The sequence below is a fragment of the Micromonospora sp. NPDC047756 genome (assembly GCF_055587245.1).
This window is the reverse complement of record NZ_JBVJGQ010000003.1, coordinates 353,286-377,985: the sequence shown is the minus strand read 5'-3', so window position 1 is coordinate 377,985 and position 24,700 is coordinate 353,286. Positions and strand designations below refer to the sequence as shown.

The 24,700-nt window shown below is 72.1% G+C and carries 23 protein-coding genes and 1 riboswitch; of the genes, 15 read left to right on the top strand and 8 right to left on the bottom strand.

Annotated features, from left to right (window positions below):
* Positions 1 to 54: 54 nt before the first annotated feature.
* The gene (locus ACZ6NZ_RS11140) at positions 55 to 564 is read right to left on the bottom strand and encodes a GNAT family N-acetyltransferase (RefSeq protein WP_465857888.1); all 510 of its coding nucleotides are present in this window, start codon (positions 562 to 564) and stop codon (positions 55 to 57) included.
* A 99-nt stretch (positions 565 to 663) separates the two neighbouring features.
* Here ACZ6NZ_RS11140 and ACZ6NZ_RS11135 point away from each other — a divergent pair, with 99 nt between their 5' ends.
* Genes ACZ6NZ_RS11135 through ACZ6NZ_RS11120 form a run of 4 tightly spaced genes read left to right on the top strand, consistent with a single transcriptional unit; the run spans position 664 to position 3,430 of the window.
* The gene (locus tag ACZ6NZ_RS11135; protein WP_091401397.1) at positions 664 to 915 is read left to right on the top strand and encodes an acyl carrier protein; all 252 of its coding nucleotides are present in this window, start codon (positions 664 to 666) and stop codon (positions 913 to 915) included.
* Entirely contained in the window at positions 912 to 2,174 is a 1,263-nt protein-coding gene (locus tag ACZ6NZ_RS11130) for an AMP-binding protein (RefSeq protein ID WP_465857885.1), read from the top strand. The genes ACZ6NZ_RS11135 and ACZ6NZ_RS11130 overlap by 4 nt, the downstream gene beginning before the upstream one ends.
* On the top strand, positions 2,167 to 2,922 hold the full coding sequence (locus tag ACZ6NZ_RS11125; RefSeq protein WP_465857883.1) for an SDR family NAD(P)-dependent oxidoreductase: 756 nt from the start codon (positions 2,167 to 2,169) through the stop codon (positions 2,920 to 2,922). Before ACZ6NZ_RS11130 ends, ACZ6NZ_RS11125 begins: the two co-directional genes overlap by 8 nt.
* Positions 2,906 to 3,430 (top strand): hypothetical protein, encoded by a 525-nt coding sequence (locus tag ACZ6NZ_RS11120; protein ID WP_465857881.1) that lies wholly within the window; start codon positions 2,906 to 2,908, stop codon positions 3,428 to 3,430. Before ACZ6NZ_RS11125 ends, ACZ6NZ_RS11120 begins: the two co-directional genes overlap by 17 nt.
* A 231-nt stretch (positions 3,431 to 3,661) precedes the next feature.
* On the opposite strand, the gene pseI is transcribed toward ACZ6NZ_RS11120, so the two are convergent.
* Entirely contained in the window at positions 3,662 to 4,714 is a 1,053-nt protein-coding gene (gene pseI, locus ACZ6NZ_RS11115; protein WP_465857879.1) for a pseudaminic acid synthase, read from the bottom strand.
* A 133-nt stretch (positions 4,715 to 4,847) separates the two neighbouring features.
* A complete protein-coding gene (locus ACZ6NZ_RS11110; RefSeq protein ID WP_465857877.1) occupies positions 4,848 to 6,011 on the bottom strand; it encodes a glycosyltransferase family 2 protein in 1,164 nt (387 codons plus the stop codon).
* Positions 6,012 to 6,300: 289 nt separating this feature from the next.
* Here ACZ6NZ_RS11110 and ACZ6NZ_RS11105 point away from each other — a divergent pair, with 289 nt between their 5' ends.
* From ACZ6NZ_RS11105 to ACZ6NZ_RS11085, 5 genes are all read left to right on the top strand, one after another.
* Complete coding sequence (locus ACZ6NZ_RS11105; RefSeq protein ID WP_465857875.1) at positions 6,301 to 7,536, top strand: acyltransferase family protein; 1,236 nt, start codon at positions 6,301 to 6,303, stop codon at positions 7,534 to 7,536.
* A 93-nt stretch (positions 7,537 to 7,629) separates the two neighbouring features.
* Positions 7,630 to 8,112: a hypothetical protein gene (locus ACZ6NZ_RS11100; protein WP_465857873.1), complete on the top strand. Its 483-nt coding sequence runs from the start codon at positions 7,630 to 7,632 to the stop codon at positions 8,110 to 8,112.
* A 135-nt stretch (positions 8,113 to 8,247) separates the two neighbouring features.
* Positions 8,248 to 9,018 carry a hypothetical protein gene (locus ACZ6NZ_RS11095; RefSeq protein WP_465857871.1) on the top strand — a complete coding sequence of 257 codons (771 nt, stop codon included), beginning with the start codon at positions 8,248 to 8,250 and terminating at the stop codon, positions 9,016 to 9,018.
* A 284-nt stretch (positions 9,019 to 9,302) separates the two neighbouring features.
* A riboswitch (cyclic di-AMP (ydaO/yuaA leader) is annotated at positions 9,303 to 9,443 on the top strand.
* 232 nt (positions 9,444 to 9,675) lie between these two features.
* The gene (locus tag ACZ6NZ_RS11090) at positions 9,676 to 10,524 is read left to right on the top strand and encodes a C39 family peptidase (protein WP_465857869.1); all 849 of its coding nucleotides are present in this window, start codon (positions 9,676 to 9,678) and stop codon (positions 10,522 to 10,524) included.
* Between the two features lie 123 nt (positions 10,525 to 10,647).
* A complete protein-coding gene (locus ACZ6NZ_RS11085; protein ID WP_465857867.1) occupies positions 10,648 to 11,394 on the top strand; it encodes an alpha/beta hydrolase in 747 nt (248 codons plus the stop codon).
* Positions 11,395 to 11,397: 3 nt separating this feature from the next.
* Here the strand turns inward: ACZ6NZ_RS11085 and ACZ6NZ_RS11080 are convergent, their stop codons facing one another.
* The 4 genes from ACZ6NZ_RS11080 to ACZ6NZ_RS11065 all read right to left on the bottom strand — a co-directional run bounded on the left by ACZ6NZ_RS11080 (position 11,398) and on the right by ACZ6NZ_RS11065 (position 16,465).
* Positions 11,398 to 13,068 carry a CDP-glycerol glycerophosphotransferase family protein gene (locus ACZ6NZ_RS11080; RefSeq protein WP_465857865.1) on the bottom strand — a complete coding sequence of 557 codons (1,671 nt, stop codon included), beginning with the start codon at positions 13,066 to 13,068 and terminating at the stop codon, positions 11,398 to 11,400.
* A gap of 34 nt (positions 13,069 to 13,102) precedes the next feature.
* Positions 13,103 to 14,614: a bifunctional cytidylyltransferase/SDR family oxidoreductase gene (locus ACZ6NZ_RS11075; protein WP_366611593.1), complete on the bottom strand. Its 1,512-nt coding sequence runs from the start codon at positions 14,612 to 14,614 to the stop codon at positions 13,103 to 13,105.
* Between the two features lie 146 nt (positions 14,615 to 14,760).
* Complete coding sequence (locus tag ACZ6NZ_RS11070) at positions 14,761 to 15,537, bottom strand: ABC transporter ATP-binding protein (protein WP_036412239.1); 777 nt, start codon at positions 15,535 to 15,537, stop codon at positions 14,761 to 14,763.
* A 34-nt stretch (positions 15,538 to 15,571) separates the two neighbouring features.
* Positions 15,572 to 16,465 carry an ABC transporter permease gene (locus tag ACZ6NZ_RS11065; RefSeq protein ID WP_357200062.1) on the bottom strand — a complete coding sequence of 298 codons (894 nt, stop codon included), beginning with the start codon at positions 16,463 to 16,465 and terminating at the stop codon, positions 15,572 to 15,574.
* A 180-nt stretch (positions 16,466 to 16,645) separates the two neighbouring features.
* Here ACZ6NZ_RS11065 and ACZ6NZ_RS11060 point away from each other — a divergent pair, with 180 nt between their 5' ends.
* The 3 genes from ACZ6NZ_RS11060 to ACZ6NZ_RS11050 all read left to right on the top strand — a co-directional run bounded on the left by ACZ6NZ_RS11060 (position 16,646) and on the right by ACZ6NZ_RS11050 (position 21,621).
* Complete coding sequence (locus tag ACZ6NZ_RS11060; protein WP_366611594.1) at positions 16,646 to 17,284, top strand: TetR/AcrR family transcriptional regulator; 639 nt, start codon at positions 16,646 to 16,648, stop codon at positions 17,282 to 17,284.
* A 108-nt stretch (positions 17,285 to 17,392) separates the two neighbouring features.
* Entirely contained in the window at positions 17,393 to 19,507 is a 2,115-nt protein-coding gene (locus ACZ6NZ_RS11055; protein WP_366611595.1) for a DUF6077 domain-containing protein, read from the top strand.
* Between the two features lie 356 nt (positions 19,508 to 19,863).
* Positions 19,864 to 21,621 carry a CDP-glycerol glycerophosphotransferase family protein gene (locus tag ACZ6NZ_RS11050; protein ID WP_465857861.1) on the top strand — a complete coding sequence of 586 codons (1,758 nt, stop codon included), beginning with the start codon at positions 19,864 to 19,866 and terminating at the stop codon, positions 21,619 to 21,621.
* Between the two features lie 119 nt (positions 21,622 to 21,740).
* Here the strand turns inward: ACZ6NZ_RS11050 and ACZ6NZ_RS11045 are convergent, their stop codons facing one another.
* Positions 21,741 to 22,079, bottom strand: coding sequence for a DUF952 domain-containing protein (locus ACZ6NZ_RS11045; protein WP_465857859.1), 339 nt, complete (start codon positions 22,077 to 22,079; stop codon positions 21,741 to 21,743).
* Positions 22,080 to 22,192: 113 nt separating this feature from the next.
* Between ACZ6NZ_RS11045 and ACZ6NZ_RS11040 the strand changes: the two genes are divergently transcribed.
* From ACZ6NZ_RS11040 to ACZ6NZ_RS11030, 3 genes are all read left to right on the top strand, one after another.
* Positions 22,193 to 22,504: a hypothetical protein gene (locus ACZ6NZ_RS11040; protein WP_366611600.1), complete on the top strand. Its 312-nt coding sequence runs from the start codon at positions 22,193 to 22,195 to the stop codon at positions 22,502 to 22,504.
* 98 nt (positions 22,505 to 22,602) lie between these two features.
* Positions 22,603 to 23,259 carry a response regulator transcription factor gene (locus ACZ6NZ_RS11035; RefSeq protein ID WP_366611601.1) on the top strand — a complete coding sequence of 219 codons (657 nt, stop codon included), beginning with the start codon at positions 22,603 to 22,605 and terminating at the stop codon, positions 23,257 to 23,259.
* A 9-nt stretch (positions 23,260 to 23,268) separates the two neighbouring features.
* The gene (locus ACZ6NZ_RS11030) at positions 23,269 to 24,699 is read left to right on the top strand and encodes a sensor histidine kinase (RefSeq protein WP_465857856.1); all 1,431 of its coding nucleotides are present in this window, start codon (positions 23,269 to 23,271) and stop codon (positions 24,697 to 24,699) included.
* Position 24,700: the final 1 nt, after the last annotated feature.

Genomic DNA, 24,700 nt, shown 5'->3' with positions numbered 1-24,700 from the left:
ACCGGGAGCACTGCCGGTTAATGGGTCCTGTCCATTTCGGAAAGGGTCCGACAATCAGCGCTGGCAGCGGTCCGCCCGAGCCAGGGAAATCGGGACGACGGTGATTTCGCGGCCGTCGGACAGCTCCTGTCGCGGCGTGCCCTCGACGAATCGGAAACGTCGGTTCATCTGCCGTACGACGGTATTGTGGCCGAGCACCTCGCCGTCGAGTCGATCCAGGTGCAGCCCGTCGAAGGCGTACTCGACGGCCTCCCGCATGACCCCCAGCCAGGCCGGCAGCGTCTCGCCCCTGGCGTCCAGGCCGTCGGCGTCGAGATAGAAGCCCCACGCGCCCGTCCGAGGGCCGTCCAACCGCAGGTCGAAGAAGGTGACCACGCCACAGGGCCGGTCGTCGCGGACGTACACCAGCACCCGCCGGGACGGGTCGTCGCGGACCGCCGACCACCAGCGGGCGTGCTCGGCGGCGGTGATCTCGTGGCTGGTCTTGCTGACCTGTCGATTGGTTTCCTGATTACGCCAGGACAACATCAGATGAACGTCGTCCGCCATCGCTTCGCGCAGCACGTGCGTCTCGCTTTCTAGCCGTTCACTTCGGGTTCCGGAACCTTACCCGGGCCTACCGGGAAATCGGATATGCATTCGTTGGGTTGTAGACTGCGGCGCATGAACGAATTGAGTCGCGCGCAGATCCGCGACCTCATGGCTCAGGTGCTGAAGAATCAGGACAAGGAGCTGCCCGCGGACGACGCGGCGCAGTTGCGGGAGATCGGCTTCCGGTCGCTCGACTTCTCCGAGCTGGCCCTGCGGGTGGAGGACGAGACGGGGGAGGAGCTCAACTTCGACGCCCCCGGGCTGCGTCGCATCGCCACCGTCGGGGATGTCCTCGACTTCCTCGTCGAGCTTCAACACCAGTGACCGTCGCGACGTCGCGCCACCTGACCCCCGCAAGCCCGGAGCCGGCCGGTGTCGACAACCGGCTCGTCGTCGGTGGCGCCACGCTGACCTGGCGTTCGCTGCCGACGCCCACACTGCCCGACCCGGCGGCGGTGCTCGCCCGCTCGGCCGTGCACGCGCTCACCGCGGCGCGGCAGCACGCCGTGCACGGCACCGAGTTGCTGCTCAGCACCGTGGGTCGGGTCGACGCGGTCATGCGCACCGAGCTGCTGGAGGCCGGGTTCACCGTCGGCGTCCTCGACGACGACGGCGTGCACCCGAGCGCACCGGCCCGGCCGCGAGCCGCCGAGCCGGGCCGGCTCTGGCTGCTGACCTCGGGCTCCACCGGGCGTCCGAAGCGGGTCGGGCACACCCTCGACACGTTGACCACGGTGCGGGCCGACCAGCCCGACCGGACCTGGCTCTGCCCGTACGCGCCGGGCACGTACGCCTGGTGGCAGGTCGCCACCCTGTCGCTGACCCAGCCCGGCCAGCACCTGGTGGTGGTCGAGCCCGACGAGTTGGACGACTGGCCCACGGTCGCGGCCACCCACGGGGTGGACGCGGCCTCCGGCACCCCGACCTTCTGGCGGCGCACCCTCTACCGCGACGTTGAGGCCCTCGCCCGGGTGCCGCTGCGCCAGATCACCCTCGGCGGGGAGCCGGTGGACCAGGCGATCCTGGACCAGCTGCGGGAGGTCTTCCCGGCGGCCCGGATCTCCTGGATCTACGCGTCCTCCGAGGTGGGGGCGTCCATTGTGGTGCACGACGGGCGGGCCGGGTTCCCGGTCGACTGGCTGGGCCGGGAAACCCCGGGCCGACCGACGCTCTCCGTCCACGACGACGAACTGGTGGTCACCTCCCCGTACCACGGGGCCGGTCTCGCCGGCCCGATCCGCACCGGGGACCGCGTGCAGGTGCTCGACGGCCGGGTGCTGATCACCGGCCGACTCGACTCCGACGAGATCAACGTCGGTGGCAGCAAGGTCTCCGCCGGTGTGGTCCGCGGCGTGCTCGCCGGTCATCCGGGGGTGGCCTGGGCCCGGGTTACCGGTCGCCGCGCCCCGGTGCTCGGGCGGATGGTGGTCGCCGAGGTGGTCCTCGCCTCGTCCTCTGTGGACACCGACGAGGCCGCGCTGGTCCGGTGGTGCGCCGACCGGCTCCCCGAGCACGCGGTGCCGCGCCGCATTCGCGTCCTGACCGACATTCCCGTCAAGGAGACCCTGAAGAGCGATGTCTGAGCCAGCCGACAACCAGCTCGTCCCGCCCAGCTCCGTGGTCCTCGTCTCCGGCGGTTCCCGTGGCCTGGGCCTGGCCATCGTCACCGACCTGCTCGACGCGGGCGTACGCGTGGCCGCGTTCGCCCGCACCCTCACCCCGGAGTTGGAGAAGCTTGCCGCCGCCCACCCCGACCGGGTGCACGTGGGCTCGGTGGACGTCACCGACCTGCGCGCCGCGCAGAGCTTCGTCCGCGAGGTGGAGCAGCACCTCGGCCCGATCGACGGCCTCGTCAACAACGCCGCCATGGGGCAGGACTCGCTGCACGCGCACACCGCCACCGACGACATCGCCCGGATCATCGAGACCAACCTGACCGCCCCGCTGCAGCTGACCCGGCTGGTGATCCGTCGGATGCTCGCGAAAGGGCTGCGCGGGCGGATCGTCAACATCACCTCGATCTGCGGGCAGCGCGGATTCCCGGGCCTCGTCGCGTACTCGGCCACCAAGGGCGGCATGGACGCCGCCACCCGCTCGCTCGCCCGCGAACTGGGCGGCCGGATGCTGGTCAACTCGGTCGCGCCCGGGTTCTTCGCCTCGGAGATGTCCGCCGTGCTCGGCCCCACCCAGCTCGACCAGATCGTGCGCCGCACCCCGACCGGTCACCTGACCGAGCCGGAGGAGGTCACCCCGGTCGTGCGGATGCTGCTGCGGGAGCACACCAACATCAACGGCCAGGTCATCGTGGTGGACGGTGCCGCCGCCATCTGACCTGCGGCCGGTTCGCCCGCCGGTGCCACCGGCGCGGCGGATCGGCCGCACCGGGCCGGCCCTGTCGCCGGAGGTGGGCGGCGGCTTCGCGCCTCGTCCGGTGCCGGGGCTGCTCGTCGCCGCCGAGCAGCATCTGCGCATCGGGTCGCCGGAAGCCATGGCCGACGCGGTGACCCGGAGCCACCTCGACGACGGCCGATGCGTCGGCTGGTACGGCCCGTCGACGCCCGGTTGGCGGGTGGCCATCGACGCCGAGCGCGCCGACGCCCCGGTGCCGCCGGCGCTGGCCCGCCGCTTCGGCGCGGACGACTTCTGGGCCCGCTGGACCCGGGCCGAGTGCTGCTGCAAGCTGGCCGACGTGCCGGTGGCGGCCTGGTGGCGGCGTCACGGCCTGGGCGCGCCGGCCGACGGCTCGGCGGTCTGGCGGACCCTCCGGCTGGCTGACCTGGTGCTCACCGTCGGCTTCGCCTCCAGTCGCGGCGCCCCCACCCCCCGCCAACCCCGATAAACCCCACCCGCCCCGCCCCCGATCGACCCTGCCCACCCCGTCGGTCGACCCGCCCCACCCCGTCGATCATGGAGTTGTGGTGCCTCACAAAGCAGGCACCAGGGGTGTTAACGCCCACCACAAGTCCATGATCGACGCGGGCGGGGGCTGGGGCGGGGCAGGGCAGGGCGGGGCAGGGCTGGGCTGGGCGGGGCAGGGCTGGGGCGGGGCGGGGCGGGGGCGCGGCGGGGGTTAGATCTGGTTCCAGTTGAGGGGGGTTCCTCGGGGGACGTCGGTGGTGAAGGTGCGGCCCAGGACCCGGTCGATCTCCACGGGGGCCAGCCCGCCGGCCGGCCGGATCGAGCGGACGTTGTGCGCGGTCACCGGATCGCCGGCCCGGACGTCCTCGACCACGAAGAGCGACCGGCGGAACCGGAGTCCCTCCTGCTCGGCGGGGGTCGGTCCGATCGCGGTGCCGCCCAGCGCCTCGAACGCGCGGCCGGACTCGGCGACCAGGGCCGTGAGCTCGGCCGGGTTCAGGGAGAAGTCCGAGTCCACACCGCCGTCGGCCCGGTCCAGCGTCACGTGCTTCTCGATGAAGCAGGCGCCGAGCGCCACCGAGGCGACCGCCACCCCGATGCCGGGGGTGTGGTCGGAGAGCCCGACCGGCACGTCGAACGCGCCGGCCAGCACGGGCAGCCGGCGCAGGTTGCTGTCGGCCGGCGGGGCCGGGTAGGACGCGGTGCAGGCCAGCAGGACGATGCCTGCCGCGCCGCCGGTCCGGGCGGTGCGCACGGCGGCGTCGATCTCGGCGACCGTCGCCATTCCGGTGGAGATCACCATCGGCTTGCCGGTGCTGGCCACCAGCCGGATCAGCGGCAGGTCGACGAGCTCCGACGAGGCGATCTTGTACGCGGGCGCGTCCAGCGACTCCAACAGTTCCACGGCGGTCGCGTCGAACGGCGACGAGAAGACGGTCAGGCCACGCTCGCGGGCCCGTTCGAAGATCGGGCCGTGCCACTCGTACGGGGTGTGCGCGCGTTCGTAGAGGCGGTACAGGTTCTCCCCGCCCCACAGCTCGTGCCCGCCGGAGATCCGAAACGCCGGGGTGTCGACGTCGATGGTGATGGTGTCCGGCCGGTACGTCTGCAGCTTGAGCGCGTGCGCCCCGCTCGCTGCCACCGCGTCGACGATGGCCAGCGCCCGGTCCAGATCGCCGTTGTGGTTGCCGGACATCTCGGCGACCACGAACGGCCGTTCCCCGGCACCGACCGCGTGCGGTCCGATCTTGATTGTCGCTGTCATTCCGACCTCTGCTCAGATATGCCCGCACCGGGGTGCGGTGGTGCTGTCGTCATCCACCCGGCGGGCGGACGACCTGGAAAATCAGGGTGCCGGGAGTCGCCCCGGCTCCCGGCGTGCTCAGTGGTGGGGGCGATCACGGCCGCCGGCCGACGGCCAGCGCGTCGCGCCGCTCCGGCGCGAGCCCACCGTCGCGCGTCGACCCCGCGCTCGCCCCTCGCCCCGGGTCCTCGTCGGCGGCGAGCGAACCGCCCTCGGCACCGCCCTCCGGGCCGGATCGACGCAGGCGGCCGGCGACCCGGTGGGCCTGGCGCAGCGCCGAGTACGCCAGCCAGTCGCCCCGCCCCACGAGGCGGTGCTTGAGGCCGGTCACGCCCGGGGGCAGCGGGTAGCCGCCGGTGGGCAGGTAGCGACGGTAGTGCGCGGCGGCCCGGTGGAAGAAGTCGCGGCGCAGGTGTGGGTGCAGCCGACCGTCGTTGCCCACCACCACCAGGTAGTGACTGATCATCAGCTCGAAAAGCTCGGCCTGCAACCGCTCGTCCGGGTGCTTGCGGTCGACCCAGTCCATCAGCCGCTCGTACTGGGCGAAGGCGTCGAAATGCCGGCTGCTGCAGGTGGAGGTGATCGCGCCCTGGCGGCCCTGGCGGTACAGGTAGCAGACCCGGTCCAGCACGGAGATCTTCTCGGCCCCGATCAGCAGGGGGTGGCTGAACGGGATGTCCTCGTACCAGCCGGGAAAGAACCGCAGCTCCAGCTCGTCCATGAAGTCCCGGCGGACCACCTTGTTCCAGGCGGTGTGCTGCACCCGCAGCAGTTGCGGCTGGTCGGCCAACCGGGTCACGCCGGTGATCCCGCGCAGCAGCGGGCTGCTCGCGTCGACCTCGCGCCGGCCGTCCTCGTGCACCCGCAGGTGGTCGAGCATCAGCACGTCGGGCTGGTGCTGGCGCAGCCGGTCCAGCACCGCCGCGATCGTGCCCGGTGGCAACCAGTCGTCGCTGTCCACGAACCAGACGTACCGGCCGGTGGCCACGTCGAGCCCGGCGTTGCGGGCCAGCCCCAGACCCACGTTGCTGCTCAGGTGCACGACCCGTACGCCGTCGCGGCTGACCGCGTACGAGCGGAGCATGTCGCCGCAGCCGTCCGGGGAGGCGTCGTCGACGGCGATCAGCTCGACCGCGTCCGACTCGCTCGCCGGGATGTCGGCCCGGATCGACTCGAGGCACTGGTACAGGTACGCCTCGACGCCGTACACGGGCACGACGATGCTCAGCAGCGGTGCGTGCGTCGGCTCATTGACCACGTCCGCCACCTTCGACGACCCGGGTGGCCGGCCCCGGAACCTGACGTTGCCGCCGATGGTGAACTCTCTGAACTCCCGCCCAGCGGAAGGTTAACGCCGAGCCGCTGGGCGGTTCCCGAGCCGGGGGGACGCGGGCCCATGCGGCGGGCGGGATGCGTCCGGTTCACCCGGTAGGGTGCCTCGGTGCGGCCCTGCCGGGTCGTCGTGGGCGTCGCCGTCGCGCCGTCCGACGCCGCGCCGAGGAGGCTACGACAGTGCTGGTGACCCTGCCGAGCGCCGGGATCCCGGCATGACGAGCGTCGCCGCGACGTCGGCCGCCCGGCCCGCACCGTCCCCGCCCCGGCTGCCCTCGCTGACCGGGCTGCGGTGGATCGCCGCTCTGCTGGTCTTCGGCTTCCATGCCGGCACCATGCGGATCATCGCCGAGCCGGACTACAAGGCCGTCATCGACGCGCTGTTCACCCTCGGTCTCTCCGGGGTGCAGTTCTTCTTCATCCTCAGCGGTTTCGTGCTGGTCTGGTCGGCCCGTGAGGGCGACTCCCGGCGGACCTTCTGGCGGCGACGGATCGCCAAGATCTACCCGAACCACCTGGTGCTCTTCGTGGCGACGCTGGTGGTCGCCGGGTGGTTCGCCGACCCGGTCCTGCCGGCGGCGGCATTGGAGAACCTGCTGCTGTTGCAGGCGTGGGACCCTCGGCCGGGCTGGTTCTACAGCATCAACACCGTCAGCTGGTCGCTGTCCTGCGAGTTCTTCTTCTACCTCTGCCTGCCGCTGGTGCTGCCGTTGCTGCGCCGGGCCCGACCGAAGCTGCTCTGGGCGCTGATCGTGGCGATGCCGCTGCTGATCCTCGCGCTCTGGCCGGCGCAGCAGCTGGTGCCGGAGGAGAGCCGGTGGTGGTTCACCCAGGTCTTCCCGCTGACCCGGTCGCTGGAGTTCTGGCTGGGCGCGGCGGCGGCCGAGTTGATGCGTCGGGGTCTGTGGCGTGGCCCCGGGCTGACCTGGGCCAGCGTCATCTTCGTGGTCACCTGGGTGACGGCCGCCCAGTGGATCCGTGCCGAGCTGTGGACCACGCTGCTGGCGGTCGCGTACCTGTTGGTGATCGCCGCCGCCGCGGACGCGGACGTGCGCGGTCGGCGCTCGCCGTGGCGGTCCCGGCCGTTGGTCTGGCTCGGTGAGGTCTCGTTCGCCTTCTACCTGGTGCACGTGCTGGTGATGACGAGCGTGCTGCGGTGGAGCGGCACCTGGGGGGTCGGCTTCGGAGGCTGGCGTGGCCCGGCCGTGGTGCTCGGTTTCCTGGCGGCGAACCTGATCCTCGCCGGATTGCTGCACCGCTTCGTCGAAACCCCGATGATGCGCCGGCTCGCGCCGCGCCGCGCGGCCCGTCCGGCGCCCGTCCCCCGACAACGCGCGGCCGGCGACGACGACGCACGAGACCCCGCGAGCATCGCCCGCGGCGAGGTCGACAGACCCGCCGACGAGGTCGGTCAGGCCGGCGGTCGATCGCCGTACGTCGACCTGCGCTGAGGGCGTCCAACCTGGTCAAAGGGGCCGGCGCGGCGTGATCCGACACGCCCGTGGTCGGTGCGCCCGGGTCGGCGCGAGGCGTAGCGTGGGGGCGTGCTTCCGGTCGCGTTCACCTGTCCGCTGTGGTGGGTGGCGCGCTGGGCGACGCGGGTGCTGACCAGCCTCGCCGTCGTCGCGGCCCTGGCGCTCGGCGCAGGCCCGGCCACGGCCGCCACGTCGACGCCCGGCCCGGGGCCAACGTCCAGCGTGGTGCCGACCACTGTCGCCGGCTCGCCGGCGGCCTCCTGCTGGCACGCCGCGCCATCGGGGCCGACCGTCACCACCGCCGGCCGTGCGCCGGGCGACGATGGTGCCGACGCCACCGGGTCGGGGGCACCTGGCGCGGTCCGTCCGGCCCCCGCGCGGGCCGCCGAGGAGTCGGCCCCGACCTGGTCGGTCGACGCGCCGGTGGCGCTCCCCGGCGATGAGGGCACCATCGCGGCCGGCGTGCTGCCGGTCCGCGCGGCCGACTCTGACCGGCTGCCCCACGTCGACTGTGCCGGCGGTCGGGCTTCCCGGGCCCCACCCGGGCGCTGAGCCACCGGGACGACCGTCCCGCCGCCTCGCCCTGTCGACCCACCCGCTTCCTGACCCGCCGACCCGTGGCCCGCCGTGGCCCGCTGGTCGGCGCGGCTTTCCATCGCACTGCTCACTCTCCACGAGGTGCCGACCATGGAGACCGTCGTCTTCTACCAGTTCGTGACCGAGGTGCCGCGGGCCGCCGCCATCTGGTCGACGCTGTTCCTCCTGACCCTGGGCCTGCTCACCGTGCTGGCCGCCCGCCCCGAACGGGACCGGCCCACTGGCGAACCGCTGCCGGCCGGGCCCACTGCCCAGGAGCTGGCCGCGGCCGAGGCCGTCGACAGGCGCCGCTACGCCGAGGAGGTGGCCGTCGCCGCGGCCGGCGCGGCCACCACCGCCAGGCGGCGGCGCGCCGCCTGGCTGACCGCTCAGGAACAGCTGAATCGGGCCTGGACCGGGTACGACGAGGCGGACGCCGTCGCGCGTCGCTTCGCTGGCGCCGGAGCGCTGCCCACCCCGCAGACCCCGCACACCCCCGCCGAGTACGCAGCCCGGGAACGTTATCTGCACCGGGCGGCGATGGCGGCGTACTGGCGGGGGGACCTGACCATGGCGCAGCTCGGCGACGTGTTCGGGCACCGGCGCGGCTGGGACCCCCGGCGACACCCGGTCGAGCAGGAGGTGCTGATCAGCAGGGTGATCCGGGATGCGCGGCTGGCCGACTACCAGGTGGCCGTCGACCGTGAGCGGGTCGCCTGGCGCGACGCGGAGTTGGCCGCCGAGTCGGCCCGTGCCCTCGCCGAGGAGGCGTACGCGGCGGCGGCCCGGCTCCGCCCGACCCTGGTGCCGGCGCGCCGCACGGTCGCCGGGGCGTTGCGTCCCGCCGTCGTGGCACTGTGGCGTCCGGCCCGGGTGGGTTGAGCCCAATCTGTTATGTGAGCCGGGTCACCCAGGTGTGAAATCGGACGTCCGGCGCGATCGACGGCATTGTTGCCGCGATTGTGGTCGCGTTCTTTGCGGCCTGTCCGGTTGTCGCCCGTAGGCGTCGCCGTAACTGGTTGTCCCATCGAGTCACATCATCGGCAATACGCGCAGAAATTGTGGCGCCAATTGGGGTTTACGCAGGTGAAGCTGGCTTGGCAGGGTGTTGAGACGCCAGTAGTGTCGTCCCGTCCGGTGCGGTAACCGATCGCAAGACGCGACGCCGCATCGACCCGCTCAATCGTGATCAACGAACCGGGGACCCACCAGTATGTCCGGGGTGAATCCGCGAGCCACGGCCCGCGGTAGGGCGTCTTCCCGCCCGAATCCGTCAGCTAACCCGGTAGGCGGTGTCGGAAGGAGTCCCATCCTCGTGCAGCACCTTTCCACCCCTCGGTTGTTCCCTCGCCTCCACGGCGCGGCGGTGCACCCGCTCAATCGTCGCGTGACGGTGAGCTGACCCCCGGGTCATCGCCTTCCCCGCCCGGCCGATCCGGGCGTTCCCCTGAGCGGTTCACCATCCGCGGACCACGGTCCGCGCGCTGGTGCCTGCCCGGATACCGGTCCGGCCCCGGTGTGCCGCTCTCCCCCCGATCCGTGGAGGACCCCGTGAAGCACACCCTGCAGCGTCAGCTCCGCCGCCTCGCCACCGAGCGCCCGTACCAGATCGTCGCCGCCTCCGCCGCAGCCCTCGCGATCGCCACCACCACCGGCGCCCTGCTCACCACCGCCGACGACGCCCCGGCCGGCCAGCGCACCGCGACCACCGTCGCCGAGATGCGCAGCGACGTCGCCGCCTCCCGCGGCGAGGCTCGGGAGGCGTCCCCCTCGGCCAGCGCCGCGCCGACCACGGCCGCCCCGGCCACCAGCGCCGCGTCGCCTGCCGCCAAGGCCAAGAGCAACCCCGACCTCACCCGTAAGCCGACGCCGCCGAAGCCCCCCGCGACCAAGGTGCTCGACTACGACTACGAGGCGCAGAACACCTATTACAACTGCGGCCCGGCGGCCACCCGCAACGCGCTCAGCGCCGCGGGCATCGACCGCACCCAGGAGGAGCTCGGCGCCGAACTGGGCACCACCGAGATGGGCACCAACTCGGCCGAGGACACCACCCGGGTGCTCAACGCCGAGGTGAAGGGCTCCCCGTACCGGACCCGGATGTTCCCCGGCGCGCCCAGCCCGGCCCAGATGGACCGGCTCCAGGCCGACGTGGTGAAGGCCGTCACCGACGGCCGGGGCGTGGTGGCCAACGTCGTCGGGGACGCCGTGGACACCGACGGCGGTTGGCACTCCTACGGCGGCGGGCACTACATCGCCGTCGTGGGCTACAAGGACAACGGTCGCACCGTACGGATCGCCGACTCGGCGAACCCGGCCGACCCGTCGTACTGGATCACCACGATCGACCTGGCCAACTGGATCACCAGCCGGGGCTACTCCGCCTGACCCGGGCACGCTGACCGCCGCGGGCGCCGTCTCCCACAAGGGGCCGGCGCCCGCGGCGTCTGTCCGCCCGGCCCGCCGTCGACGGCTCTCGTACCCGGCCGCGAACCGTGGGAGACTGCGGCCGTGGTGGATGAGACGGGTGGTCACACCGGCCGCGGGTCGGTCCTGCTGCTACTGCACGGCATGGGAACGACCGGGGACGTGTGGTTGCCCTGGGCCCCGTACCTCGAGCGGCACTGGCCCGGGCGGTGGCTGGCACCGGACCTCGCCGGCCACGGCTGGGCGCCGCCACTGCCGTCGTACTCCTTCGCGGGCTTGGCCCGGCAGGTCGCGCGGGCCCTCGCCCCCGACGACCGGCTGGTCGTCCTCGGGCACTCACTGGGTGGGGTGGTCGGCCTGGCGCTGGCCGCCCGCGACGCCGGTGCGCCGGTGGACGCCGTGGTCGGGCTGGGCATCAAGGCACTCTGGTCGCCCGCCGAGCTGACCCGCGCAGCCGAGGTCGCCGCCCGACCCGTGAGCTGGTTCGCCACCCGCACCGAGGCGGCTCGCCGCTACCTGCGCGTCGCCGGGCTCACCGGCCTGGTCGCGCCGGACCACCCGGTGGTGGAAGCCGGGTTGCGCCAGGTCGACGGCCGGTGGCGTCTCGCCATGGACCCGGCCGCCTTCGCCGTCGGCGAGCCCGACCTGGCCGCGCTGCTGGCCGCGACCGACGTGCCGGTGGTGCTGGCGCGCGGGGAGAACGACCCGATGGTCACCGACGAACAGCTCAAGGAGTACGGGGTGCCGGTCGCCACGCTGCCCGGTCTCGGACACAACGCGCACGTGGAGGACCCGGCGGCGGTGCTGGCGCTGCTGGATCCGTACCGTTGAGCGCTATGCCGGTGCGGTCGCGGTGAGCGTCTCGGCCGGCGCCAGTTCCCGGCGGGCGGCGGTCAGGAACGCCTCGGCGTACGACTCGGCCGGGAAGTCACCCAGGTAGCGGCGGCGGGTGGCCCAGCGGGCCTCGGCCAGCGGGTCGGTGTCCAGCAGAGCGGTCAGCACGTCGTCCACGTTGGACATGTCCCGACGCAGCACGTAACCCGACCCGGCCAGCGGGAACCGCTCCACGAACCGGTCACCCTCGTCGCCCATGTCGGTGACCGCGTACGGCTTGCCGGAGTAGAGGAAGTCCGAGATCACTCCGGACACGTCGGAGACCAGCGCGTCGGCGGCGTTGACGCACTCGGTCAGGCTCAGTTCCCGGGCCGCCGCGCCGACCACGTGCTGGCGGCCGGTGTGGGCCCGGTCGGCGGCCAGCAGGTCGGTCAGGCGGCCCAGTTGCCGCGCCGATGCCGGGTTCTGCGTGGTGTACGGGTGGGCTCGCAGGATCACCGTCGCGCCGCGCTCCAACAGTCGGCGCAGCAGGCTCTCGGCCACCGGCAGCGAGCAGTAGTCGGCGTCGGCGTGGTGCCCGGTCCAGGTCGGCGTGTAGAGCACCGTCGGATGCGCCAACCCTCGTGCGGACTCCGGGCGTACCTCGATCGACTCGACCTGCGGGCGACCGACCACCACGAACTTGTCCGCCGGGATCTGCACTCCGGCGCGGGCGTACCGGTCGATCGCCGCCTGCCCGGCCACGAAGATCCGGTCGAAGATCCCCGACACCGGGTTGGCGCTCGGCGCCTTGTCGCTGTCGCCGTGGTGCAGCTGGATGTGGGTGAGCTGGGTGAAGCGGACGCAGTGGCTGTTCTTCGCACCGTGGTTGACGTAGAACGCCGCCCGCAGGCTCGGCACCAACGCCTGGTCCATCGCCCCCAGGGTGGGGCAGTAGACCACCGGCGCGTCGGTGGCCGCCGCGATCGGGGCCAGGAACTCCGGCTCACGCAGCACCACCAGGAACGGCCGGCCGATCCGTTCCAGGTACGGCAGCCACATGGTGACCTGGTATTCCGAGCCGGGGGGCGCGGAGAAGTAGAGCAGGAACTCCGGCTGGTGCCGGCGTAGCGCGGCGGTCACCGACCCGCCACCGGCGCGTGGCCGGAACCGTCGCCGGGCCAGGTCCAGCGCGACCGCGCCGGCGCCCGCCCCGACCAGCAGGCTGGCGGCCAGCGCCACCCCGGCCGGCAGGGCGAGCGCGGCGGCGAGCGCCAGGGCGGCGAGCAGCCCGAGCAGGGCGGTGCCGAGCCGGTCGGCGATCAGCGGCGTCCAGGCGCGTACCGGCAGGTTGGCCGCGCGGATCTCCAGGCCGCCAGCGGTGCGCAGCGGCCCCACCAGCAGCACCAGACCCAGCAGGACCAGCCCGGTGGCGACCAGGGCGAGGTCGAGCCCGTCGTCCAGCCGCCGGGAGTAACCGACCAGGATCGCCGTGGCGATCAACGCGGTCTCCGCCACCAGGTCGGCGCCGGGCCGGATCCGCTGCTCGGCGGCCGAGGCGGCCAACGCGGCGACCGCCAACGCCAGCCCCCAGCCGGTGGCGCCGGTCAGCGCCAGCACGACGAAGGCCAGCACGGCCAACCCGGTGCTCAGGCCCCGGGCGGCCAGCTTTCGGACCAGGTCGCCGCGCATGTCGCTCCGTTCGTGGTTCCGCAGCCGGTCGGCGTCAGTTGGCGGACGTCGCGCCGGCCGGTGCCTCGACCCGACTCGACCCGGACTGCGCCGGCACGCTCGGCCCGTCACCGGGTGCCCGGCGTACGTCGATCACCTGACCGGTCAGTTCGGAGATCAGCACGTCCAGCGACGACTGGGCGACGGCCTCGGCGGCGAGCAGGGTGTGCTCCGGCTCCTCGCCGAAGGCCCGCGTCCGCATCGGGGTGGCGGTGCGCTCCGGGTTGATGCAGTTGACCCGGACGCCCATGTCGGCCCACTCGTCGGCGAGCGCCTGGGTGAGGTTGACCAGGGCGGCCTTGGTGGCCGAGTAGAGCGCGTATCGGGCCCGGCCCCGGGTGTAGGAGCTGGAGGTGTAGAGCAGCAACTGGCCCTTGGTCTGCTGGAGGTACGGGAGGGCCTGGCGGGCGATGGTCACCGGGCCGACGAAGTTGACCTGGAGCACCCGGTCCATGGTCTCCTCGTCCATCTCGGCGAGTTCGCCCCGCTCCAGGATGCCGGCGGTGACCACCACGTGGTCGATCCGGCCGGTCGCCTGGAAGGCGGTCGTCAGCGCCGCCTCGACGTCCTCGGCCCGCTCCACGTGGGTGCCCGTGCTGGAACGGCTGAACGGGAAGACCTGGGCGCCGAAGCGGCGGGCCAGCTCGGTCAACTCGTGGCCGATGCCGTAGCTGCCGCCGAACACCACGATGGTCCGGCCGGTCAGCTCCTCGCTGTAGCTGCGGTGGTCGGTCAGCCGGGGGGCCTGCGCGGCGGCGAGCTGGAAGAGCTTGTCCGCCAGGTGCACGTCGACCGGGTGGGTGACCTTGATGTTCTCGTCGGAACCGTCGATCACCTTGATCGGGGTGCCGGGAAGGTAGCGCAGCACCACGCCACAGTCGTCGGTGGCGGCGAAGTCCGGGTCGTCCTCGGCGATCCGGTACGCCTCACGGATCGTGGGGGAGCGGAATGCCTGCGGGGTCTGCCCACGGCGCAGCCGGGAGCGCACCGGGATGTCGGTGATGCAGTCGTTCTCGTCGACCTGGATGATCGTGTCCGCGGAGGGGATGGCCACGTCCACGGCGTCGTAGCTCCAGAGCGCGTTGACGCACTCGCGCACGATCCGGCCGCTGAGCAGCGGGCGTACCGCGTCGTGGAAGAGGATGTTGCAGTCTTCCGGGCCGACCGCGTCCAGGGCGATCCGGGTGGTGGCGTTGCGCGTGTCACCGCCCTCGATCACCTTGGTGACCTTGCGCAGGCCGGCCTTCTCGACGATCTGCTGGGCGTCCTCGACGTGGCCGGTGGCCATCAGCACGATGATCTCGTCGATCTCCGGTGCCGCCTCGAAGACCGCCAGGGTGTGCTCGATGATCGGCTTACCGGCGATCTTCAGCAGCTGCTTCGGGATGCCGAGGCCCAGCCGCGTCCCGGTGCCGCCGGCCAGAACCACCGCCACTGTCCGCGAGGGCCGCCACGGCGTCGGGGTTCCCGCTTCGGCGTCCGGGCCAGGGGTCTGGTCCTGCGTCATTGCCGGATCCTCACTCTCAGGGATGCGTTAACGGAAGGTTCCGCCCGAGCGGCGACGGGATGAACCTTAACGCGCGGACCGCGTCGCCCCAACGCGGGCGACGCGGTCCTCAGGTGCCGTGTCGATGCCGGACGTTCGCCGGAACTCTACTTGCTGTTCGCGTACGCCTCGTACGCCCGGATGACCTCGTCGGTGGGGCCGTCCATCCGGATGACGCCCGATTCCAGCCAGATCGTCCGTTCACAGGTGTCCCGGACGGAGGAGAGCTGGTGGCTGACCAGGAACACCGTCCCCGCGCCCTCCCGCAGCTCCCGCACCCGCTGCTCGCTGCGCTTGCGGAAGCCCTTGTCGCCGGTGGCGAGCGCCTCGTCGATGAGCAGCACGTCGTGCTTCTTGGCGGCGGCGATGGAGAACCGCAGCCGGGCCGCCATGCCCGACGAGTACGTCCGCATCGGCAGGCTGGCGAAGTCACCCCGCTCGTTGATCCCGGAGAAGTCGATGATCCCCGCGGCCTGCTTGGCCACGTCGTCGGGGTGCATGCCCATGGCCAGGCACCCGAGGACGACGTTGCGCTCCCCGGAGAGGTCGTTGAGCAGGGCGGCGTTGACGCCCAGCAGCGAGGGCTGCCCCTGGGTGTGGATGGCGCCGCGGTTCACCGGCAGCAGACCGGCGATGGCCCGCAGGATGGTGGACTTGCCGGAGCCGTTGCTGCCGATCAGCCCGATCGCCTCGCCCCGGTACGCGGTGAACGAGATGCCCTTGACCGCGTGCACCTCCCGGACGTTCGGCGCGTGGGTGCGCTTGACCAGCCGGCGCAGCGCGGCAACCGGCGTGGTGCCACCGGCGGCGCCCTGGTGCACCCGGTAGATGATGTGCGCGTCGTCCACGACCACTGTCGGGATGCGCTCCTGGGTCCGGGTCATCGTCGCGCTCGCCTCGATGGGGGCGTCGAAGTGCTCAACCACGGCCGTACTCCTGTTCGCCGCGCCAGAAGTAGATGAAACCGCCGATGCCGGCGACCAGCGCCCAACCGGCGCCGACCAGCCAGAGCTGGGTCAGCGACTCGTTGAGCAGCGGCGCCTCCTCGAGCAGCGCGTAGCGCGCCAACTCGATGTAGACGAGCAGCGGGTTGTACTGCACGAGGGTCGTCGCCCAGCCGGGCAGCCGGTCGAAGAGGCTGACGCTGTAGAGGACGCCGGAGCCGTACATCCAGGTTCGCATGATGAACGGCATGACCTGCTTCAGGTCGCTCGACTTGGAGCCCAGCCGGGCCACCAACAGCACCACGCCGGCGTTGAACACCGCCTGCAGCAGCAGGGCCGGCACCAGCAGCAACCACTCCCAGGTGAGCGGTTCGCCGGTGGCGAGCACGATGCCGACCAGGACCACCATCGAGGCCAGCAGTTGCTGGAACTGGGTGATCGTGGTGGACAGCGGCAGGCTGGCCCGGGGGAAGTGCAGCGCCCGGATCAGCCCCAGGTTGCTGCTGATCGACTGGGTGCCGGCCAGGACCGCGCTCTGGGTGAAGTTGAAGATGAACAACCCGGTGGTCAGGTAGGCGATGAAGTTCGGGATGCTGTTCTGTGCCAGCACCACCCCGAAGATCAGGTAGTAGACCGCCGCGTTGGTCAGCGGGGTGAGCACCTGCCAGAGCTGACCCAGCTTGGCGTTGCTGTACGAGGCGACGAGCTTGGCGTTGGCGTACGCGGCGATGAAGTGCCGGTAGGCCCAGAGTCGGCGGCTGTACTCGACGAGGCTGGGTCGCTCACCGGCGACCCGTAGCCCGTGCCGAGCGGCCAGCTGCGCCTGGGTCAGGCCCGTGTCGGGGTCGACCAGCGCGGTGGTGGCCATGGAAATGGCGCTCCGATCTTTCGTGCAGACGGGGGTTGCTCGCGACGATCGAATCCTAGTGGGAAATTTGCGCGGGGCGCCGCCTCGTCGCTGCGAGGACAGTAGTCCGAAACACGTCGGGACGCAACCGTACCGTCGTTGCGCTACGCTGTCCGGCGTGACCTGCGATAAGAGCCCTCGATGACCACCGAAAAGAGGCGGGTGCCGGCCGGCGCGGCGGTGCTGCGCGACGAGATCACCACGGCGATCCGGCGGGCGCTGACGCAGGAGCTCGCCGCGGTCGGCTACGGCCGGCTCTCCATCGAGGCGGTGGCCCGGCGGGCCGGCGTCAGCAAGACGGCGATCTACCGACGGTGGAGCTCGAAGCTCGACCTGGTGCTTGAGGTCGTCGCCGCCGCGGCGCATGGCAAGCTCCCCGCACTGGACACCGGTACGCTGCGCGGTGATCTCGCGCTGCTGTTCCAGGCGGTGGCGCACGCGCTGCGCCACCCACTGGCGTCGCAGATCATTCCGGATCTCCTGGCGGAGGCAGCCCGCAACCCCAGCATCGACGCCACCCTGCGTCAGGTGCTGCACGCCCGGCAGCAGGAGATCGGCGGTCAGCTGGTCGTCCGTGCCGTGCAGCGCGGCGAGCTGCCCGCCGACACCGAGTCGGACGCCGCGATCGACCTCATCGTCGGGCCGCTCTACTGGCGGCTCGCCATCGCCCGTCTCCCACTCACCGACGACTACCTCGACAACCTCGTCGAATCCGTGGCGGCGGGGCTCGGCGCCGACAGCGTGCTGCCCCGCCCGCGGGCTGCCCCGGTCTCCGGCTGACCACGCCCGCGACACCCCACCACACGGAAATGGTTCAGCTACCGGTCTCCGCTACGCTGCCCCATTGACACCCGGCCGTCACCGTGCCGAAGCCGCCCTGCTCCCCTGATGAGAAGGACACCCGTGGCCAACGTCGACAGCATCGCCGTCGCGCCCACCGGTTCGGACCCAGCGCCAAGGTCCGACCAGGCTCCCCAGCCCTCCAACGGCACCGGCCGGGCCCCGGCGGCCCGGGTCCGCGCGCTGGTCGCGGCCGCCCCGGTGCTGCTCACCGATGGCGCGGTGCTGGCGTTCGCGCTCTGGACCGTGCTCTACCACCTGGCCTTCCTGTTCGGCCTGGCGCCGTCGACGACGTTCCTGATCTGGATCGCCGGCTGTCTGGTGGTGCTCGGGGCTTGGCTGTGGCGCCGCCGCCGGGGCCGTGCGTCTTCCGCCGCTGCCGTGGGTCAGGAGGCTGTCGAGGGCGCCGTTTTGGCGTATCCGCGTCCCCTGCTCGCCCTGGTGCTCGGCGCGGGCACGGTCGCCGCGGTCACGGCAGGGCTGACCACCGTCAACGACGGCGTCGGCGAGGGCATCCCCTGGTGGATCCCGGGCGGCTTCGGCGCGCTCGCCGCGGCGGGGGCCATGGTGCTGGTCCGACGTCGCTGGCTCGCCACCCCGGCCGGCGACGCCCCGGCGGCCGTCACGACTCCGCTCTCGTCGGCGTACGCACTGATCGTTGCCGTCTCGGCCGCGATCTCGGGGCTCTTCTTCGCCCGCAACTCCGTCGACGACGCCTTCTTCCTCGGTAAGTCGGTCTGGGTGGCGGAACGCGACGAGGTGCCCCTGCGGGACTTCCTGTTCACCGACGGTGTCGCGCCCGCGATGAACTCCCAGCCGCCAGTGCCCTCGATCGAGGTCTTCTACGGCGCGTTCGCCCACGTCTTCGACCTGCACGCCGCCTCCGCCACGTGGTACATCGTGACGCCGGTCATGTCCGTCGTGGCGGTGCTCGCCCTGTGGCGGCTGGTGCAGCGCTGGGCTCCACGCCGCGCCGTGCTCGCCTTCACCGTCGCGGTGGCCTACCTCTACCTGGTCGCCGGCGAGGACGCTGCCCTCGGCACCTTCCACCTGACCAGGCTGCACCAGGGCAAGACCATGTTCGTGGCGGCGGTCGTCCCGCTGATGTGGGTCTACCTGACCGAATGGTTCGACTCGCGTTCCCGCCGCGGTCTGCTGCTCATCGCCGCGCTCTCCATCGTGGCCACCGGTCTCTCCACCACCTCCGCCATCGTCCTCCCGCTGCTGGTCGGCGGCGCGGCGTTCGCGATGATGGTGGTCGGCCGTTGGCGGGACGCGTTCCTGGCCGGTGCGGCGGCGCTGGTCTACCCCATCGGCGCGACGATCTGGTCGCGGCTCAACGCCGGTCCCATCACCGAGAACGCCGCCGCGGCCTTCTACGACGCCGAGGTCACCTACCGGCGGACCATCCTGTTCGGTGTGCTCGGCGTGATCGGTGGCCTGGCCCTGTGGCTCGGCCCCCTGGTCGTTCGTCGGCGGACGCCCCAACTGCTCGTCGCGGGCAGCACACTGGCGATGAGCGTGCTGCTCTTCCCCGGCGTTCTCGAGGCGCTCAACAGCCTGACCGGCATCGGCGTCGTGCTGTGGCGGATGCCGTGGATGTTCGCCCTCCCGGCGGTGATCGGCATCCTGTGCACCGTCGACCTGCCGCGCCTGCGGGTGTTCGGGAGCGTCGCGATCGCGGTGGCACTGGTCGCTGGCTTCGCCCTCGTCGGCACGCCCATGTGGTCGGCGAAGAGCTATGTGACGGTGCACGAACAGCCGGTCTGGAAGCTGCCTCAGCAGCGCAAGTTGATCGTCTTCTGGATGACGCGGCTCGACCGGCCGGACGGCGTGGTGCTGGCCCCGTCCACCCTCATGCACACCGCACCGATGGTGACCAGCAGAATGCGGGTGGTCAGCCCCAACGACCGCTACCTGCCCGACTACGGCATCGACTCGCCGTTCGCCCAGGACCGGTTGAAGTTGGTCGCGCTCGCCAACGGCAAGCCCGAACTCGCGCCGCTGCCGGAGTTGGCCGGGGCGATCGAGCGGCTCAACGTCACCACCATCTGTGTCTACTCGGGCAACCAGGTGGCCCGGGATCTGGCTCCGCAGTTGGGTTTCCAGCAGTTCGCCAGTCGTAAACGGCCGGGAGCGATGACCTGTTTCCGGCGCGGCTGAACCCCTGGCACCCACTCTGGTCCACAGCGCACGGGCGGAGAGCGCTGGACGTACGGCTACCGAGTTTGTAACCGGAAAGGGCATTGATACCTGAACGACACCCCGATGTCCGCTCGCGTTAAGGTCATAGGGGCGCGAGCGGCGCGTAGGGGATTCGGTCGCCGCCGTGCGGGCTGTCATGCGGGAGTTCGGACATGGGTTGAGGCTGCCAGCTGTCGACATTTGTCCAGTTCCGCAACAGTTACTCACGGTGATGGGCGGCGGACCGGGCGCGACGCCTCGGTCTGTCCTTGTCGGGTGTTGCCGTGACGAATCCGGGCCCTGCCCGTAACCGATCTAGTAGGGAGCGAAATTCGTTGTTCGGCACGTTGACAGGACGCCTCGGGGTGGCCGCCCAGAGTGCGCTACTGGTACTGGCCTACCTGGTCATGCTCGTCGGTGGCGTGTTCGGTTGGGTCGGCCTGTTCGCCGTCGCCGGGCTGGCCGCCATCATCGGCGAGTTCGCCGTCGCCCGCTGGTCACCGCCGTCACAGGTGCTGCTGGAGAAGGTGGGCCTGCACTGGTCGTACCGGCAGCTGACCCGCGACCTCGCCGCCGTGTTGCTGGTCGTCGCCGAGGTGCGCCTCAGCGGCGGCGAGCTGACCCTCCTGTTGGTGCTGCCGGCCGCGGTGTGGGTCGTGTCGGTCTTCGCGGGTGCGCTCTCCACCATGATCGACCGTCGTAACCCGCTCTCCGCCATGGTGCGCAACATCGAGCTGGGTCCACTGTCCAGCGCCCCCCAGCCGCCCGCCTGGGCGGCGGCGGTCGCCGGTGACCGGATGCCTCTGCTCAACCTGCTGCTGGTGCCGGCCGGCGTGGCCGCCGCGGTGCAGCACGATCCGACGCCGTTCTTCGCGGCCGCCGCGGTGGCGGTCGTCGCGACGGGTCTGGTGGGCGCCATCATCGCGCTGACCTGGCTGCGGGGCCGGGGCAGCGGGCAGGGTCCGTTGCTGCCGGCGGTCCAGCGCTGGATGGACAACTACCGGCCGGAGGTCGCGCTCTACTTCGCCGGCCCGGCCAAGGACGTCTACCAGGCGAACATGTGGTTGGCCCCGACCGAGGCGCTCCAGCAGCGCGCGGTGGTGCTGATGCGCAGCCGGGAAGCGTTCCTCGAGTTGGCCGACACCCGGCTGCCGGTGATCTGCGTACCGGCCGGCGTCGACTTCATGAATCTCGACCTCGGTGGCATCCGCGCGGCGCTCTACGCCGCGAACGTCGGCGCGAACATCCACATGCTCCGCGAGCCGGGTACGAAGCACGTCTTCGTCGGGCACGGCGACAGCGACAAGCAGGCCAGCGTCAACCCCTACAGCAAGGTGTACGACGAGGTCTGGGTCGCCGGCCTGGCCGGCCGGGAGCGCTACGCGCGGGCCGGCGTGGGTGTGCTCGACTCGGACATCGTCGAGATCGGCCGGCCGCAGCTCGCCGGGGTGCACACCTTCGGCGCGGAGTCGGTGGACCGGCCGTTCACGGTGCTCTACGCGCCCACCTGGGAGGGGTGGCTCGACGACGACCCGTACCACACCTCACTGGTGCTGATGGGTGAGAAGATCGTCAAGGGGCTGCTGGCCACGAATCCCCGGGTGCGCCTGATCTACAAGCCGCACCCGCTCACCGGGTCGCGGTCCAAGGCGGCGAAGGCCGTGCACGAGCGGATCGTCACCGCGATCCGCACGGCCGGCGGCAACCCGGACGCGTCGTCGCTGGACGGCACCGAGCACCTGGTGGTCACCGGCCGCACGCCGGCGTTGTTCGACTGCTTCAACCAGACCGATCTGCTGATCAGCGACGTGTCCAGTGTGGTGTCCGACTTCGTGCAGAGCCAGCGGCCGTACGTGGTGGCCAACCCGGCCGGCATGCCCGAGGACGATTTCCGCCGCGAGTACCCGACGGCGCGGGCCGCGTACCTGCTCTCCAAGGACTGCGGCGAGCTGGAGAAGATCGTGTCGGTCACCCGGGCCGGTGACGACCCGATGACCGAGGCCCGCCGGGAGCTGAAGACCTACCTGCTCGGCCCGGCCGAGGCGAACCCGATGGACCGGTTCCAGCAGGAGATCGAGCGGCTCTGCCGCTGAGCCCCGTCAAGGGCGGCGACCAGCTCTGCCGCTGAGCGCCGCCGCTACGGCATCGCGCCCGGCCCGACACTGTCGGGTCGGGCGCGTCCGTGTCTGCCGGTGGGAGGGCGGCCACCGGGTCAGCCCAGTAGAGCGGCCACCGCGTCGGCGACCGGAAGGTCCGCCGGCAACGCCCGCGCCGCCAGCACCGCCTCGACCGGCAGCGGGCCGTACACGTGCGGGAAGAGTTGCCCGCCGCGCGACGGCTCCCACCGCAGCGCGTCGCCGAGGCGTTCCTCCTCGACGCTGAGCATCGTCAACCCGGTCGCCCCGGTGAAGTACCGTCGCGCCGTCTCGACCACCTGGTCGGCCCCGGAGAGGTGGATGAACCCGTCCTGCCGGTCCACCGCGGAGCCGGTGAAGGCGCCGGCGGCGAGGGCGTCGTCCCACTCGGCGCTCGACAGCAGTTTGTAGATCACCACACCAGCGTACGGGCCGGTGGTCGGCGCGCCCGCCCGGTTTTCGCCGGTACCGCCGCGCCCGTCGCCTCCCGCCGGGCATGCTCAGGTCAACGGCCGCGGAGGGATGGGCGATGCAGAGCTACGACGACGACTGGACCGACAGCCAGCGGGCGCTGTACGACGAGTGCTACCGGGCCGGCGGTGAGTGGGCCGAGGACCCGGACACCCCGTCCGAGGACGTGCAGTACGTGATCAACCTGGCGGAGGCGGACGACGACGCCTTCCAGGACGCCGAGATCGACTACCCGCCCCTGGTCGACGCCGTCACCCAGGCCGGCGGGGTCACCGTCACCAGCGTGCCGGCCAGCCACGAGGACCCGGGTTTCCGCGGCTTCACCGACGGCGTCCGGGACGCCACCGCCGACGACACCTTCGGCCTCTAGGGCGTGGGTAGCCCGCCCGGCACGGGTGGGCGGCCTCCCGGTCCGCACGGACTTCTGCCACCATTCGCAGAACAGCGCTGCGAGGGACGGGGGCACGGGTGCGGATCCTGCTGGTGGAGGACGACCGCCGGGTGGCCGCTGCGCTGTCCTCCGCCCTCACCCGCCGGGGGTACGAGGTCGAGCACGCCGCGACCGTCGCCGCCGCGCTCTCCGCCGCCCCCTGTGACCTGGTGCTGCTCGACCTGACCCTGCCCGACGGGGACGGCACGGACCTGTGCCGGGAGCTGCGCCGGCGCAGCAGCCAGCTCGGCATCATCGCGGTGACCGCCCGGGGTGAGGAACGTGACCGGGTGCTGGGTCTGCGCCTGGGCGCGGACGACTACGTGGTCAAGCCGTTCTCGATGGTGGAGTTGCAGGCCCGGATAGAGGCGGTGTTGCGCCGCGCCGCGAACGCCGCGCCCGAGCGGCACCTCATCGAGGCCGGGCCGGTCCGCATCGACGTGGCCGCGCGGACGGTGACCGTCGACGGCCGTGACGTCACGTTGACCCGCAAGGAGTTCGACGTGCTGCTCTCGCTGGCCCGCCAGCCCGGGGTGGCGGTGCCCCGCGATCGGATCCTGCTCGACGCCTGGGGCACCACCTGGGCCGACCGGCACACCGTCGAGGTGCACGTCGGGTCGCTGCGCGGCAAGCTCGGCGACGCCCGCCTGGTGGAGACCGTCCGTGGCGTCGGCTACCGACTGCGCGACGCGTGAGGAGCTGACGTGCGCCGTCGCCTGGTGATCAGCTATCTGCTGCTGATGGTCCTCGTCCTCATCGCGTTGGAGACCCCACTGGCCGCCACCATGGCCAGCCGCGAGACCGAACGGGTCCGCGCCGACCGGCTCGCCGACGCGACCCGGTTCGCCTCGTTGGCCGGACCGGCGTTGCGTGACGGCGGGCCCGGTCCGATCGAGTCGGAGCTGACCAGCTACGACGACCTGTACGCGATCAGCGCCGCGATCGTCGACCGGGACCGGAACATCCCGGTTTCGTCGCCGGGTTGGCAGGCCAGCCCGGGGACCACGACGGTGCTGGACGTCGCGCTGTCCGGGCAGCAGACCAGCGCCCCCGAGTCGGTCTGGCCCTGGACGACCGACCCCGTGGTGGTGGCGGTACCGATCAACGACGGCGGTGAGGTGCTCGGCGCGGTGGTGATCGTGACCCCGGCCGGCCCGATCCGCCGAGCCGTCGTCGCGTGGTGGCTGCTGCTCGCCCTGGCCGGTCTGCTCGCCGTGCTGGCCTGTGTGCTCACCGCGTTCGGGCTGGCCGGTTGGGTGCTGCGCCCGGTCACCGAGCTGGACGCGGTCACCCACGAGATCGCCGAGGGCGACCGGGGCGCCCGGGTGCAGCACCGGCTGGGCCCGCCGGAGCTGCGCCGCCTCGCGGCCAGCTTCAACCACATGGCCGACGTGGTCTCCGACGTGATGGACCGGCAGCGTGCCTTCGTCGCGCACGCCAGCCACCAGCTGCGCAACCCGCTCACCGCGCTGCGGCTGCGGGTGGAGGAGTTGGGGCCCAGCCTCACCGACGCCGACGGTCGGTCCGAGCACCGGCTGGCCCTGGAGGAGACCGACCGGCTCGCGCTGGTGCTCGACGCGCTGCTGACCCTCGCTCGGGCGGAACGGGAGGAGAACGAGCGCGTCACGGTGGACGCCGCCGCGGTGGCCGCCTCCCGGGTGGCCGCGTGGGCGCCGTTGGCCCGGCACCGGTCGGTCGCGTTGCGGCTGGCCACGACCGACGCCCCGGCGTACGCGCAGACCGTGCCGACCGCCGTCGACCAGGCGCTGGACGCCCTCATCGACAACGCGGTGAAGTTCAGCGGGGCGGGCGGGGCGGTGACGGTGACGGTGGACCGCCGCGACGGCGGGGTGACGCTGGAGGTCCGCGACTCCGGCCCCGGCATGACCGAGAGTCAGCTCGGCCAGGCGACCGAGCGGTTCTGGCGGGCCCCGGACGCGCAGAACGTGGACGGCGCGGGGCTCGGTCTGACCATCGCCGCCGTGCTGGTGGACGCCTCGGACGGACGCCTCACCATGCGCCCGGGGGAGTCGCGGGGGCTCATCGCCGCCCTGTGGTTCCCGGCACCGGCCCTCCCGGTGGAGCCGGCGGCGGAGGAATCGGCCGGCGACCTGCGACCGACCCCGGCGCGGTGAG